Genomic DNA, 14,733 nt, shown 5'->3' with positions numbered 1-14,733 from the left:
TGTGATATTTAACTCAGCGCAGGTAATATTTTTTAAGGTAGAATGATTTTTTTTGTGATTTTAATTGCTTTAAACGAGCTTGATGTAGTTGAGAATAAACATGATAGATTTTCGAAGTGATACAGTGACTAAACCAACCGATGCAATGCGCAAAGCAATGGCAACTGCAGAAGTCGGTGATGATGTTTATGGTGATGATCCAACCGTCAACCGTTTACAAGATATGGCTGCAGAGCGGTTTGGCTTTGATAGCGCCTTGTTTGTCAGTTCAGGTACTCAAGCTAATCTATTAGCGCTTATGAGCCATTGTGAGCGCGGAGATGAGTACTTATGTGGACAGCAAGCCCATAATTATAAGTTTGAAGGTGGTGGGGCAGCAGTACTTGGCAGTATTCAACCCCAGCCGTTAAATAATCAAGCTGATGGTAGTATCTTATTGGCTGATATTGAAGCGGCAATTAAACCTGATGATGTCCATTTTGCGCACACTCGCTTATTGAGTATCGAAAATACTATTGGTGGTAAAGTCTTACCTCAAAAGTACCTTGCTGGCGCGCAAACGTTAGCGTTCAATCGAGGCTTAAAAATTCATTTAGATGGTGCGCGGGTTGCTAATGCCGCTGTTGCCCAAAATGTGCAAATAAGTGAAATTACCCAATATTTTGATTCGGTATCAATTTGTTTATCTAAAGGTTTAGCAGCGCCTGTAGGCTCTATTTTACTCGGCGATGAACGCTTGATAAAAAAAGCGGTTCGCTGGCGCAAAATGCTCGGTGGTGGAATGCGCCAAGCTGGCATTATTGCTGCAGCAGCTGAACTTGCTATCACTGAACAGGTTGATAGATTAGCGGAAGATCATGACAACGCGGCTTTACTTGCTCAACATCTAGCAGAGATGCCAGAATTTAATGTTGATGTGAAACAGGTTCAAACAAACATGGTGTTTGCAGAACTTGATAAACGTTTTGATGTTAATCATCTAACCCTGTTGCTATCGCAACAGGGGATATTAATTAGTGCAACCTATTCACTGCGTTTTGTTACTCATAAAGATATCAGTCGCCAAGATGTATTAACCTTTATTGACGTGTTAAAGACGTGTCTGCCTCAAGTTACAGCTTAATAGAAACACTCCCGCGGCTTATTAATTAACATGTAAGTCGCGCGTTTATTTGGTGCAAGTGATTCAGTTTATGCGATAAAGTGGGTCGTTTTTTGAGTGGCGTTGAATCTATAACAGATTAATTTTTAACTTTTTCAATGGTTTATTATATTGGCTTTGATTTTGCTACCTCTTTAGGGGTATTCATAAAGTAAGGATCAATATAATGGAATATTTAAGCCGTCATATTGTAAAACCTATTGATTTAAATTCTGAAAAAAACCTTTGTTGCGGTCAGTTACTTAATTGGCTGAACGAAGAAACATCCCTTTTTGCTCGCTGCGAAATGCATAGCTCAATGTTGATGGCTAAATTAATGTCTGAAATTAATTTTATGAGCCCAGCAAAATTGGGTGATGTTATTGAGTTTGGTATGGAAGTGATTAGTTTAGGGCAAAGTTCAATTACGCTGCGTTGTAAAGTGCGTAATTGCTTTAACAATGCGCCTGTAGCCTTTGTTGATAAAGTTGTGTTCGTCAACATCAATGAAAGAGGTTTACCTGTTCCTCATGGCGTTAGAGCTAACGCAGCTTAGTATTGACGTATAGCCAGCAAGCACTAAAAAGCCCACTTAATATAAATGAAGTGGGCTTTTTTATTATATTCAGCCACCTTTTAAAATTTATCGACAAGGTAGTGAGCTAAATTATTACTGATTAAATTTAGTGCAGCTTAAGGTGCGGATGAATAATGCGTCCAATACCTTTAGCTAACATCATTAATGTTCCTTTTACTACACCATGTAATTCAATCAAATGGCGACGATATAGTGATGTATAAACAAACCGTGCGATCTTACCTTCTACTAGTACACCACCGCCCATAAATGACATTAAATTACCTACAGTATGGAACTTAGATAGGTTAACTAATGAGCCCAGATCTTTATAGACATATTCATTGCTTGGTGCCTTACCATCAAGCATTAGCATAATGTTGTCAGCTGTCATTAAGGCCATTTGTCTTGCTGATTGGCCACGTGGAGGAACCCAGCTACCATCTTCTTGTGGACAAGCTGCACAATCACCAATTGAGAAAATATGTTCGTCATAGGTGGTTTGCATATTTTGCTTAACCATGACTTGATTAATGTGGTTACTCTCTAATCCGCCAATATTATTTAAAAAGTCAGGCGCTTTAACACCAGTAGACCAAATAACCATATCTGACGGGATTAAGTTTCCATCAGTGGTAGAAAGACCTTCTGGGCTGACCTCGGTAATACGAGTATTGGTCATGACGTTAACGCCTAACTGTTTAAGCTCGCGAGTCACTGAGTTTGAAATTTCGACTTTATCTACTTTAGGTAAAATGCGCTCATCAGCTTCGATAAGTGTTACTTCAAGTAAACTGGTATCGATTTTATAACCAAAACCACTTAGCTGCTCAACGGCATGGTGCATTTCTGCAGACATTTCAACGCCAGTTGCACCAGCGCCAACCACAGCAATTTTTATTTTTTCATCTAGCTGATGATGACTGGCATATCGCATAAATTTATTCAGCAATATTTTACGAATAGACATCGCTTGCTCAGTGTTATCTAGGAACAAACTATGCTCTTTAACGCCTGGGATTTTAAAATCGTTTGCAACACTACCAATAGCGATGACAGCATAATCGTATGGGATTTTACGCGCAGGCAGTAACTCTTGGCCTTCTTCATCGTTAATTGGAGCAAGGATGATGTTTTTTTCTTCACGATTAATATCAATCATGGCACCTTGCTGGAAGTGGTAACCATGATCTGATGCGTGACCACGGTAACTAATAGCATCTAGACCGATATCAAGGGCACCTGTTGCTACTTCATGTAATAAAGGTTTCCAAACATGACTTTCTGCGCAATCCACTAAAGTGACTTTTGCTTTACCTTTCTTACCAACTTTACGGCCTAATTTTGTGGCGATTTCCATACCACCTGCGCCGCCACCGATGATGACGATATTTGGAACTGCTTGCATCGTGTGATGCTCCTTTGACTTAAGATTAAAATAATTCGGTAAAATTTCTTAAAAACCACAACTAATGAACCAAGTGATGACTGGATATATTGGTTTAATGCTGAGTCGGGGTTGGCGTTGATTAATGTGGGTATTGAGCCCAAAAGAATGAAATCAACAACATAGCGTTAGCGCTAAATTTTAGTACATCACTATGATCATCACAGCATGGTCACCAAATCATGGTCACCAAAACGAGTTGCTGCTAATGAAGTACATTAGAGGTTAGAAATTCAGATAGAGATGTTTATATATTAAACAGTAGTGGGCGTCTAAATAAGTTCGTTAAAGTGTGATCGACTATTAAAGCAGAATAAATAAATGAGCAATGGATCACTCATTTCAAAAAAAAATTCATTCTAAAAAACAAAACCGACAAGCAACTACTTGTCGGTCTCAATTTAGCGATTGTTATTCTACTCAATATCGCTATTGGTGAGTTTGAATATTTTTAACTAGCATGCTATTGAATCGATGGTTGCTAGTGCTAAGTAAGCAATTACTGTGCTTTAGCTAAGCGACCATTATAGTCTTCAACAAGGTGAGCAATAATTTTCTCTGGGTCTGCATCTTGACAGCATTTGTCTAAGAATACTTTGAAGGTAACTAATGAGTGGGCATTATTGAACATGCGATCACTTTGCATCGCATAATAGGTGTCATCCGTATTGGATTTTCTGACGACAAACTCGCCACTTTCGAAGGCTTTAGTACCGGGTTCACCATGCCATTTTGTGATTCTGTTTAATGCGATTTCACTAGATTGATTGACTTCGACATGATTTAACCAGCTTGCTGGTTTTTCGTTTTCTTTGTAATGAGGACATCTTACTGTGTAGTTGTACACATGAGTGATTGCTGTCATAGCTTACCTACTTTTTTAAGAATGTAATTCATCATAGACCGCTAATTTAACTTTGGTCAACGGTTATTTATAGAAGTTAGATCTAGTTAACAATTGTTAATAGGTTAACTTTTTTTGTTCATTAAATTCAGTGGTTTGGGATGTTAGTGTGAATCTTAGTGTTGCTTAATTAATGGCCGATCATGGTACATTCAGCTTAGCCATACACATTAAATGAGCAAATAGTTAGCTATGCACAACATTGCTGCAGTTGTGCATAACCAAACATTGATGTAGCAATCATTATTTATAAGTTTTGCTACTGTTTCTTACTGTATATTTATAGTGCGTTGGTGAATATTTCGCAAATTTCAGCATGTGTTGCTTGTTTAGGGTTAGTTAAGCCACAAGCATCTTTTAATGCATTATCAGCAAGCACGGGAATATCTTCTGGGTTAACCCCTAGCTCAGTGAGATTCGCTGGAATATTAACGGCGACAGATAGTGTTTTGATTGCATCGATAGCAGCTTCAGCACCTTGTTCATCGGTTAAGCCTGTAATATCAACACTCATCGCTTTGGCAATATCTTTTAATTTTGAAGGTACGACTTTAGCGTTGTAACTCTGAACATGTGGTAATAACAGTGCATTACAAACACCATGTGGTAAGTCGTAAAAGCCGCCAAGTTGATGCGCCATAGCATGAACATAACCTAGACTTGCATTGTTAAATGCCATGCCCGCTAAAAACTGTGCGTACGCCATTTGCTCACGTGCATCAATATTGTCACCTTGTTCAACTGCATTGATTAAATTCGCTTGGATAAGCTCAATGGCTTTAATTGCACAAGCATCAGTAATAGGTGTCGCTGCGATTGACACATAAGCTTCAATGGCGTGAGTTAGCGCATCCATACCCGTTGCAGCAGTTAATGATGCAGGTTTTTCTACCATGAGCTCAGGATCGTTCACAGATAAAATTGGTGTGGTATTTTTATCAACGATAGCCATTTTTATATGACGTTTTTCATCGGTAATAATACAAAAACGCGTCATTTCACTCGCTGTACCTGCTGTAGTGTTAATAGCGACAAGTGGCATTTGAGGTTTAGCTGACATATCTAAACCTTCGTAATCACCAATTTTTCCGCCATTAGTTGCGACTAAAGCGATACCTTTTGCGCAATCATGCGGCGAACCGCCACCTAAAGAAATCACAAAATCACACTCGTGAGCTTTTAGCATCGTTAAACCAGCTTCAACATTGCCAATAGTTGGGTTCGGCTGCACACCATCAAATACAAATACAGCAATGCCATTTTCAATCAGTTTGCTGGTAACTTTCTCAACTAAACCAATTTTTACCAAAGGTGTATCGGTAACGATTAATGCACGTTTAAAACCTAATGTTTTAATGTCATTAATCGCTTCATCAACACCACCTTGACCAATCACATTGACACTAGGAATAAAAAATTTAGTAGCCATAAAAACCTCTTTAACGCGTAAAATTTAAAATGATAAAATTCTCTTCTGTCGTTAAAGTAACAACCAAATGCACTGCAGTTTGTGATGAAAATCATATATTCGTACTTGTTTAGTGCGATTTTGTAGTTTTAATACCAAATGGGGAGTTAGCGCTAATTTTGTTGTTTAGCTTTGAACTGGCTCATATTTATTTAGAGATAAAAATGCCTGTAATAGGGCCTGTTGAACTTTCAAGGTTGTTTTTGCAGCGAGTTGTTGGCCATTTATACAAGGCAGAGACTTTGTGGTGTAGTTATTCTACATAAAAGGTCGATAACGCAGTAAAAATGGCCAACAAACGCTGCCCGAAGGGTTCGAGTAAAAGCGTTTTACTCTTTGTTGGATGCATCTTTTTAAACAAAGAGTAGCTTAGATGACTAGGCATCAATCCATCCGCCTCAATTAAAACACTTTTATTTCGAACAAAACTTAACCTGCAAAGATCGACAGGCCCTATTTTAGTTACAGGCATTTAAGTATGTTTAATCAGATGGATTTAGGTGTTTAGCTTGAAGGGCAAGCTGTTTCCACAACACTGTTAATCACGATATCTGTGACAGGTACATAGTTACTATTAGTATCAACAATGTTGATTTGATCAGCAATATCCATACCTTCAACCACTTGACCAAATACCGCATAACCAGGAGCACTTGTACTGCTGTAGTCAAGTTGCGGGTTATCTAAGGCATTAATATAAAACTGTGAGGTCGCCGAGTTTGCTACATCGGTTCTTGCCATCGCAATCGTATAATGCGCATTTGTTAAGCCTAAATTGGTTTCAAGCTCAATAGGGTCATTAACAGGTTTTTCTACTAAGCCTGAAGTAAACCCGCCACCTTGAGACACAAAGTTGTAAATCACACGATGGAAAATAGTGCCATCATAAAATTGCTCATCCACGTAGTTTTTGAAGTTTTGTCCTGTAATTGGCGTCGTGGTTGTATCAATTGCTAAGGTCATATCACCCAGTGTGGTAGACATTAAATAACAGATATCCATTTGAAGTTCTTTGTCTTCAACTGGTGGGATCGGGTCTGGGTCAATTGGAGCTGGAGAGCTTGAACCTGAACTTCCGCCACATGCGGATAAAGTCAGAGCGAATAATACTGGGTACAAGAGTTTCATTTGAGGCCTTTATTTTTGTTTTATTTATGTAGCTAGCATGTTGCTTAAACGCTTTATTTAAAGCAACTGAAAATGGTTCAAGATACAAAATGTTACTTGGTAAGTAGTCAAGACAGCAAATTATTTTATGCGGATAAGAGCTGAAGTCTTTTAAACAGTGGTTTCTTAATTCATCGTTACCAAACGATGAAGTTTACATCGTTAATTTGGATTTTAAGATTGAGTGTCGTGGAAGAGGAGCTGCAGGCTTAAGAATAACTTTTTGTTAACGGCTATATCTGCTAACGAGTGTGCGAATAAATAGCGTGTGAATAAATCGCATCAGAAGGCTATTACCGTTACAATGACGCCATTATTGGTAGTGTAGATTAGAGAAAAATATGACTTTTGATTCAATTGGCTTTTCACAGCCTATATTAGATGCAGTAACGGCTTGTGGTTATGACAGCATGACGCCAGTGCAGCAAGTTGTGATGCCATTAGCCATTGAAGGTAAAGATATCTTAGCCAGTGCTCAAACAGGCACAGGTAAGACTGCAGCTTTCTCATTACCTTTACTGTCACTTTTAGAGCAACAGCTTGCAGAGCAAGACAATAAAACCGCTTGGCAAAGACTGCGTGTATTAATCATGACACCTACGCGAGAACTCGCAATTCAGATTGAGCAAAACATTGTGAGTTACGCTCAGTTTCTGCCGTTTGAAAGCGTTGCGGTTTATGGCGGCGCGAGTATTAATCCGCAGCGTAAAGCGTTAACTAAAGGTGTTGATATTCTTGTGGCCACTCCGGGTCGCTTATTTGACATCATTGGTCAACATCAACTGGATCTATCGTTTGTCACTCATTTAGTGATTGATGAAGCTGACCGTATGTTGGACTTAGGCTTTGTTAAAGACATCGAAAAGGTAAAGCGTTTAGTTAATCGCCAACATCAAACTATGATGTTTTCAGCGACATACTCTGAAGATGTAAAAAGTTTAGCAGCAAAAATGCTCAATGAACCTGAGTTTGTGCACGTGTCGAATCAAACTACCGCCGATACGGTTTCTCAGTCAGTATTTCAAGTAGATAAAAGACGTAAAGCTGAATTACTGTCAGAACTGATTGGGCGCAATAACTGGCAGCAAGTGATGGTATTTACCAGCATGAAGGAAACGGCTGAACATCTATTAAAAGAATTAAAATTAGATGGCATTAAAGCGGCAGTATTTCATGGAGATAAAACCCAAGGGGCTAGAAACAGAGCACTTGAAGAATTTAAAACTGGCAAGTTAAGAGTGATGATAGCGACAGATTTGGCTGCTAGAGGGCTAGATATCGAAGCACTGCCATTGGTGATTAATTTTGAATTACCACCAGAGCCTGAAGATTATGTTCATCGAATTGGCCGTACCGGGCGTGCAGGTTTAACAGGCCAAGCTATATCGCTTGTAGCTCAAAATGAAATGGAACTACTCAGTGACATTGAAGCATTAATCAATACTCAAATTGAAGTGCAAATTCAGCCTGGTTATGAAGCTGGCGCACCTTTACCTGCAAGGTACCGTGAGGTCGAGGCTGTAAAACCTAAGAAATCATTTAAGTATAAAAGGCCGAGTGGTAATCGTGGTAACGATAAAGCCAAGCCGACTCGTCAGGGTAAGTACGCTAAAAAGACAAAGTAACCTGTTGAATCGCCGTAGCTTAAAAAGTTGAATTTAAGTCTTAAAAATACAAGGAAGTTTTAGCGTGATCCTTAAACCTATTAATACCAATATTATTACTGGCTTTTTAGGTGCCGGTAAAACTAGCCTAATTTTGTCTTTACTCAAACTTAAACCAGATAATGAAACATGGGCGGTGCTGGTAAATGAATTTGGTGAAATCGGTATTGATGCGGGCTTAATGGCTGGCACTAACTCTTCTGAACAGATTGTGATTAAAGAGGTCGCAGGCGGTTGTTTATGCTGCGCCGCGGGTATTCCAACCCAAGTGGCGATTAATCAGTTGATTCAAAAAGCCAAGCCTGACCGTTTGTTTATTGAACCTACAGGCTTAGGTCATCCTGCTGAAATTTTGAAAGTGCTGACAAATGAATTTAATCAGCAAGTATTAAAAGTGAATCAAACTGTGTGTGTGGTTGATGCGCGAAAAGTGCTAGATGAACAATACAGTAAAAATGATAACTTTAATCAGCAAATGCAAATCGCCGATATTGTGTATGCCAGTAAAGTTGATTTATACCAGCAAAATGAACTTGAGAACCTTAGTGAATTCTTAGAGCAATTTGACCAGACTAAATCGTTAATCAGCTCAGCCAGTGATACTTCAATACAGCAGTTGTTTGCAGGCATTAATAAACCGAATACTCCCAAAACAACAAAGCCACAACTGACGAGCTCAGTGGCAAACAATAAATCAGTTCTAGCTGGTAACTCACCATCAATATTCCCGCAGTCTTCATCCCAAGGCGAAGAATCTCAGATTATCGAATTTAATCAGCAAGGCTTTTGGGTTAAAGATAACCAAGGTGAGGGTGCGTTTAGCATAGGTTGGGTATTTGAACCCAGATTATGTTTTGATTTTGATGCTTTGATAAATTTAGCTAATCACTTTATTGAGCTCAACATTGTTCGATTGAAAGCGGTGATGATTACAGAAGAGGGCATAGCGGGTTTTAATATGGTGGATGGTAAACTTTCTGTGATGGAATTGGATGAAACCATGGATTCTCGAATGGAGATTATTGCGCTATCGCCATTGGCTGAAGTTAAACTTACTGAGTTACTGCTAGCCTGCTTGCATGAAGATTCAAAAGCTTAAAATATCCATTTAAATGAAAGAGATTAATTATCTGAGTTAACCTCTTTCAATAATGTTTCTAAAGCCTAATGATCTAACATCAGCTTTTTAAACATTAAAAAAATAGAACGTTTTATTCAAAGTCTGGATTTGCAGGTAAGACTAAAACAGTTTGCTTCCCCAACCGAGTTTCGCCCGTAGAACATTAAAGTAATTATGTCCTTTAGGATGGATCATTCTTAATCTGTCTTCACTTCGACTAATTAAAATCTCATCGCCGGGTAATACCGATAAATGGACATGACCGTCACAGCTCACTTCTAAGTTCTCGCCATTATCTGGTGATACCACCAGTTTAATGGTGCTACTAGCATCCACGACTATGGGTCTGCAGGATAATGTGTGCGGGAACATTGGTACTAAAATGAGTGCTTGTAGGTTAGGTGTGAGGATAGAGCCGCCTGCAGATAAAGAATAAGCAGTAGATCCTGTAGGGGTCGATACAATCATCCCATCAGCACGTTGGCTATACATGAACTGATCATCGATATAAACCTCAAACTGAATCATGTGGGCAATTTTACCTGGATGCAGTACCGCTTCGTTAACTGCCGTATTGCTGGCCTTTAGCATGCCGTGGCGATGAACTTCAGCTTCCAGTAAAAAACGGTACTCAGTATCATACTGGCCATCTAACACTTTGGATAATGACTCTTCAAAGTTGTCAGGGGGTAAATCAGTCAAAAAGCCTAAGTTGCCACGGTTAACGCCGATAACAGCAATATCAAACCTGGCTAATACTCTGGCTGCACCTAACATGTTACCGTCACCGCCAACCACAATGGCTAAGTCGCAACGTTCACCTAATTCAGTTAAATCAACAGATTCAATATCAACCTTGAGTTCTGAGGCCACTCGCTCTTCAGCTAAAATCTCAAATCCCTGCATAGATAACCAATGATGCAAACGCTTCAATGTGAGGTTTGTACCTTGGTGGTGTGGTTTGCCGATAAGGCCAATTGTTTGAAACTTTTTGGTCATATTAGTATTTGATTTGCTCAAAGGCTTGAAACAAAGAAATTGATCCCCATAATATGCCCATAGTAATCAGAAACAAAGCATTTTTAGCTGGAGTGAAAATGAGCAACGAGTCGAATAAACCAGATCAAGAAGTCATTGATGCAGAAGTAATCACTGATGTTGAAACAGAAGTAGCAGCTGAAGCAACACAAGAAGTTGATGAGTTAACTCAAGCTAATCTTAAAATTGAAGCATTAGAACAACAACTTGCGGAGTCTCAAGCTGCACTAGCTGAGCGTAAAGATGTTGAAATCCGTGCTGCTGCAGAGACGGCAAACATCCGCACTCGCGCGGCAAAAGACGTAGAAAAAGCACGTGCTTTCGCTTTAGAGAAGTTTGTAAACGAGCTTTTACCAGTGTTAGACAACATGGAGCGCGCGTTAACAGGTGTTAACCCTGAAGATGAAGCGACCAAAGCGATTGCTGAAGGTGTTGATTTAACCATGAAAGGTTTCTTAAGTTCTGTTGAGAAATTTGGTGTGGTACAAGTTAACCCTCTAGGCGATGTATTTAACCCTGAACATCATCAAGCTATCGGTATGCAACCAAGTGCAGAATACCCGAAAGACACTGTGATGTTAGTGATGCAAAAAGGCTACACATTAAACTCACGTTTATTGCGCCCAGCTATGGTGATGGTTTCGCAAGGCGGACCAAGCGTAGATACTCAAGCTTAATTTATTAACCATTATAGTGTTTAGTTAACCTGAACTCGGTATAAGAAGTTAGTTAAACTGTTGAATTATTACATGTTTGCTTTCAATCTTATTCTAGAGAGATAATTTTGCTTAGAACAAGGCAAATTTGTGCGTCAATAGCTGGCCTATTGCAAACAAATTTAACGCCGTTATCTGCAAAAATAACCTCTAGAAAGCAAGTTGTTATCCCGAGCTCAGGTTAGTTAATAAGTAGCAGCATGTTAAGTGCTGCAATAAAAAAGGACTGCCATGGCAGTCCTTTTTTGTGGCTGTTATAAATTAAATATTAGCCAATATATTGCTGAATTTGTTCTAGTACGCCAGCGCCATCAAGTTTTAATTCTTGGATAATTTCATCAGGTGCACCGTGTTTAATGAACTCATCAGGTAAACCTATCTGTAGCACAGGTTTGATGATTTTCATTTTTTGAAGTGCTTCAATCACGCCACTACCTGCGCCGCCCATAATGGCGTTTTCTTCAAGTGTGACAATAATATCATGGCTATTAGCAAGTTCGGCCAGCAGAGCTTCATCAAGTGGCTTAACAAAACGCATATCGGCAACGGTAGCATCTAACGCTTCTGCTGCTTCAAGGCCTGCTGATAAGGTGGTACCAAAATTGACAATCGCTATTTTAGAGCCTTGACGTTTAATAACACCTTTACCGATTGGTATTTCGGTCATCACTTCTGTTTGCTCAATGCCTGTGGCACTACCACGAGGGTAACGAACTGCAGTAGGACCTGCTTTATAACGATAACCTGTATATAGCATCTGACGACATTCATCTTCATCAGAAGGTGCCATTATCACCATGTTAGGTACACAGCGTAAGAAACTTAAATCAAATGCGCCTTGGTGAGTAGGGCCATCTGCGCCCACAATACCACCACGGTCAATGGCGAATAATACCGGTAAGCGTTGTAAGGCCACATCATGGATGATTTGATCGTAGCCGCGCTGTAAGAAGGTAGAGTAAATGGCCACAACAGCGTTAAAGCCTTCACAAGCAAATCCAGCACCTAAGGTGACAGCATGTTGCTCTGCAATCGCAGCATCAAAATACTGCTTCGGGAATTTTTGCGAGAACTCAACCATGCCCGAACCTTCGCGCATAGCGGGTGTAATGGCTAATAGCTTTTCGTCTTCTTTAGCAACATCACACAGCCACTTACCAAACACTTGTGAGAAGGTCGGTGAGCTAGGTTTCGCTTTCGGTTTTCTAAATTGGGTGTGGTCAAATTTAGGTACTGCATGCCAGCCGATAGGATCTTTTTCAGCGGGTTCATAACCACGACCTTTTTTAGTCATGATATGTAATATTTGCGGTCCTTTAAGGTCGCGCATATTTCGCAGTGTTTCAACTAAAGAGTCAACATCGTGGCCATCAATAGGGCCAATATAGTTGAATCCTAGCTCTTCAAACAGAGTGCCAGGTACAACCATGCCTTTAAGATGTTCTTCGGTGCGTTTGGCCATTTCTTTGATAACAGGCATGCCCTTGAGCACTTTCTTGCTACCTTCACGAATGGTGGTATAAAAACGACCAGACATTAGCTGAGCTAAGTGGTTGTTTAAGGCACCAACGTTTTCTGAAATTGACATCTCATTGTCATTTAATACAACTAACATGTCATTGTGCAAATCGCCCGCGTGGTTCATGGCTTCAAACACCATGCCGCCAGTCATTGCGCCATCACCAATGACGGCAACGACTTTTCGATCTTTTTGCTCTTTCTCAGCCGCGACTGCCATTGCTAAGGCGGCACTGACAGAAGTGCCTGAATGACCAACACTAAATGTGTCGTATTCACTTTCTTCGCGCCATGGGAAAGGGTGCAATCCATTTTTTTGACGAATGGTGTGCATCTGGTCGCGACGCCCTGTGAGAATTTTATGCGGGTATGCCTGATGGCCTACGTCCCACACTACGCGATCAAAGGGCGTATTGTAGACGTAATGGAGTGCTACTGTTAATTCAACAGTACCCAGTCCTGAAGCAAAATGGCCACTAGAGTTACTCACCGACTTGAGTAAGAATTGTCTTAACTCATCAGACAGTTGTGGCAGCATGCCTTGTGGCAGCTTTTTTAAATCTTCAGGGGTATTAGCTTGAGCCAATACCGGAAATTGAGAATTATCGAAACTCATAATGAGATAAACTGTCTCTTTTATAATCTTCGCGCAATGATATAGCGGGCGAAGTCTGCAATTAACTGGCTATTGTAGGTCAATTTTGCCAGCGCTGATAGTGCATCGTTAATTAGTTTTTCGGCGCATTCATTTGCACCGTCAAGTCCAAGTAAGCGAGGGAAAGTACTCTTATTCGCTTCTTCATCACTGCCTTGGGGCTTGCCCAACTCTTCAGTACTTGCAGTGATGTCTAATATGTCATCTTGAACTTGGAAAGCTAAGCCGATGTTAGCGGCGAACTCTCTTATAATTTGTTGTTCATCTTGGTTAGCGTTTGCTGCAATTAACGCTAATTCAGCTGCGCAGCTAATTAGCGCCCCCGTTTTTTTATTATGTAATTGGGTTAACTGTTCAAGATTGATACGTTTGTCTGTTGAACTCAGATCAATTGCTTGACCGCCACACATGCCGCTATAACCCGATGCTTTCGCTAACGCAGTTACCATGGCCAATTGTTGCTGTGGGGTGATGTTAGCGTTCGGCTGACATATGAGTTCAAAAGCGAGTGTTTGTAGTGCATCACCAGCAAGAATCGCTGTTGCTTCATCAAAGGCAATATGAACGGTTGGCTGACCACGGCGAAGCGCATCATCATCCATTGCTGGTAAATCATCATGGATTAATGAATAGGCATGAATACACTCAATGGCAGCCGCTGCATTATCGAGTAATTCGATATCGGCGCCTAACATTTCGCCAATGCTGTAAACCATAAAAGGTCGAATGCGTTTACCACCTAATAAAGCGCCATGGGTCATAGCTGCTTTTAATTCAGGTGCTGTGTCATCGAGTTCTGCAAGTTTGCTTCTCAGAACACTATCGACACGTTGTTGGTACTTTTCAATTGCTTGGGCTAACACACTTATTCGCCTTCAACGGTAAATGGGCTCAGGTTGGTATCGTCTTCATCCAATAAAATTGATACTTTCTGTTGTGCTTGTTCAAGCTTGGACTGGCTTTGACGAACCAGTTTAATTCCACGCTCAAATTGTTTGAGGGCACTGTCTAGTGTGACTTCACCTTGCTCAAGATCTGCAACGATGTTTTCAAGCTCCGATAAGGACTCTTCAAAACTAAGATTCTCAGGTTTTTTGGCCACAATTATTGTTCCTTTTGTTGTGCGGAGGACAAGGTATATCAGGGCGAGCTAAGGGTCAAATTCAGTCGTAGTTTATTTGCTCAAAAGCACGCTTTGTGACTGAAAAATTATACAATTCATAAAATAACTCTAAACTTGGGCTAAGTTTGACCGATAACTATAACGAATGCCAGTTTCCTTCATCGGCTATCAATATTCTTATTAACATGAGAGTAC

13 protein-coding genes are annotated in these 14,733 nt (G+C 40.1%); 5 read left to right on the top strand and 8 right to left on the bottom strand.

Going from position 1 to position 14,733, the window contains the following annotated elements; all coding sequences use genetic code 11:
* Positions 1–100: 100 nt before the first annotated feature.
* Positions 101–1,123 carry a low-specificity L-threonine aldolase gene (gene ltaE / locus L2735_RS06790; RefSeq protein ID WP_248983987.1) on the top strand — a complete coding sequence of 341 codons (1,023 nt, stop codon included), beginning with the start codon at positions 101–103 and terminating at the stop codon, positions 1,121–1,123.
* A gap of 205 nt (positions 1,124–1,328) precedes the next feature.
* Positions 1,329–1,697, top strand: coding sequence for a hotdog domain-containing protein (locus L2735_RS06785; RefSeq protein WP_248983986.1), 369 nt, complete (start codon positions 1,329–1,331; stop codon positions 1,695–1,697).
* 127 nt (positions 1,698–1,824) lie between these two features.
* On the opposite strand, the gene L2735_RS06780 is transcribed toward L2735_RS06785, so the two are convergent.
* The 4 genes from L2735_RS06780 to L2735_RS06760 form a co-directional block, all read right to left on the bottom strand.
* Positions 1,825–3,126, bottom strand: coding sequence for an NAD(P)/FAD-dependent oxidoreductase (locus tag L2735_RS06780; RefSeq protein WP_248983985.1), 1,302 nt, complete (start codon positions 3,124–3,126; stop codon positions 1,825–1,827).
* Between the two features lie 538 nt (positions 3,127–3,664).
* Positions 3,665–4,030, bottom strand: coding sequence for a cytoplasmic protein (locus L2735_RS06775; protein WP_248983984.1), 366 nt, complete (start codon positions 4,028–4,030; stop codon positions 3,665–3,667).
* A gap of 319 nt (positions 4,031–4,349) precedes the next feature.
* A complete protein-coding gene (yiaY, locus tag L2735_RS06770; RefSeq protein WP_248983983.1) occupies positions 4,350–5,498 on the bottom strand; it encodes an L-threonine dehydrogenase in 1,149 nt (382 codons plus the stop codon).
* 543 nt (positions 5,499–6,041) lie between these two features.
* Positions 6,042–6,665, bottom strand: a complete 624-nt coding sequence (locus L2735_RS06760) for a peptidylprolyl isomerase (protein WP_248983982.1) — start codon at positions 6,663–6,665, stop codon at positions 6,042–6,044.
* Between the two features lie 380 nt (positions 6,666–7,045).
* Between L2735_RS06760 and L2735_RS06755 the strand changes: the two genes are divergently transcribed.
* Together L2735_RS06755 and L2735_RS06750 are read left to right on the top strand one after the other, a co-directional pair.
* Complete coding sequence (locus tag L2735_RS06755) at positions 7,046–8,329, top strand: DEAD/DEAH box helicase (protein ID WP_248983981.1); 1,284 nt, start codon at positions 7,046–7,048, stop codon at positions 8,327–8,329.
* A gap of 64 nt (positions 8,330–8,393) precedes the next feature.
* Complete coding sequence (locus tag L2735_RS06750; RefSeq protein WP_248983980.1) at positions 8,394–9,467, top strand: CobW family GTP-binding protein; 1,074 nt, start codon at positions 8,394–8,396, stop codon at positions 9,465–9,467.
* Positions 9,468–9,608: 141 nt separating this feature from the next.
* Here the strand turns inward: L2735_RS06750 and nadK are convergent, their stop codons facing one another.
* Complete coding sequence (gene nadK, locus L2735_RS06745) at positions 9,609–10,487, bottom strand: NAD(+) kinase (protein WP_248983979.1); 879 nt, start codon at positions 10,485–10,487, stop codon at positions 9,609–9,611.
* 98 nt (positions 10,488–10,585) lie between these two features.
* Between nadK and grpE the strand changes: the two genes are divergently transcribed.
* Entirely contained in the window at positions 10,586–11,203 is a 618-nt protein-coding gene (grpE, locus tag L2735_RS06740; protein ID WP_248983978.1) for a nucleotide exchange factor GrpE, read from the top strand.
* 307 nt (positions 11,204–11,510) lie between these two features.
* Here the strand turns inward: grpE and dxs are convergent, their stop codons facing one another.
* From dxs to xseB, 3 genes are read right to left on the bottom strand one after another with little or no spacing between them, the layout of a single operon-like run.
* The gene (dxs, locus tag L2735_RS06735) at positions 11,511–13,376 is read right to left on the bottom strand and encodes a 1-deoxy-D-xylulose-5-phosphate synthase (protein ID WP_248983977.1); all 1,866 of its coding nucleotides are present in this window, start codon (positions 13,374–13,376) and stop codon (positions 11,511–11,513) included.
* A gap of 20 nt (positions 13,377–13,396) precedes the next feature.
* On the bottom strand, positions 13,397–14,278 hold the full coding sequence (gene ispA, locus L2735_RS06730; RefSeq protein ID WP_248983976.1) for a (2E,6E)-farnesyl diphosphate synthase: 882 nt from the start codon (positions 14,276–14,278) through the stop codon (positions 13,397–13,399).
* Between the two features lie 2 nt (positions 14,279–14,280).
* Positions 14,281–14,517: an exodeoxyribonuclease VII small subunit gene (gene xseB, locus L2735_RS06725; RefSeq protein WP_102529053.1), complete on the bottom strand. Its 237-nt coding sequence runs from the start codon at positions 14,515–14,517 to the stop codon at positions 14,281–14,283.
* Positions 14,518–14,733 lie beyond the last annotated feature (216 nt).

The organism is Shewanella olleyana (genome assembly GCF_023283825.1).
Classification (GTDB): domain Bacteria; phylum Pseudomonadota; class Gammaproteobacteria; order Enterobacterales; family Shewanellaceae; genus Shewanella; species Shewanella olleyana.
This window is presented reverse-complemented; position numbering and strand designations above follow the sequence as displayed.

Bases quoted from the DNA above. Each gene is read 5' to 3' on its own strand.
- yiaY (WP_248983983.1), bottom strand. From the start codon at position 5,498: ATGGCTACTAAATTTTTTATTCCTAGTGTCAATGTGATTGGTCAAGGT.
- L2735_RS06785 (WP_248983986.1), top strand. From the start codon at position 1,329: ATGGAATATTTAAGCCGTCATATTGTAAAACCTATTGATTTAAATTCT.
- dxs (WP_248983977.1), bottom strand. From the start codon at position 13,376: ATGAGTTTCGATAATTCTCAATTTCCGGTATTGGCTCAAGCTAATACC.
- grpE (WP_248983978.1), top strand. From the start codon at position 10,586: ATGAGCAACGAGTCGAATAAACCAGATCAAGAAGTCATTGATGCAGAA.
- L2735_RS06760 (WP_248983982.1), bottom strand. From the start codon at position 6,665: ATGAAACTCTTGTACCCAGTATTATTCGCTCTGACTTTATCCGCATGT.
- L2735_RS06755 (WP_248983981.1), top strand. From the start codon at position 7,046: ATGACTTTTGATTCAATTGGCTTTTCACAGCCTATATTAGATGCAGTA.
- L2735_RS06775 (WP_248983984.1), bottom strand. From the start codon at position 4,030: ATGACAGCAATCACTCATGTGTACAACTACACAGTAAGATGTCCTCAT.
- L2735_RS06780 (WP_248983985.1), bottom strand. From the start codon at position 3,126: ATGCAAGCAGTTCCAAATATCGTCATCATCGGTGGCGGCGCAGGTGGT.
- ltaE (WP_248983987.1), top strand. From the start codon at position 101: ATGATAGATTTTCGAAGTGATACAGTGACTAAACCAACCGATGCAATG.
- nadK (WP_248983979.1), bottom strand. From the start codon at position 10,487: ATGACCAAAAAGTTTCAAACAATTGGCCTTATCGGCAAACCACACCAC.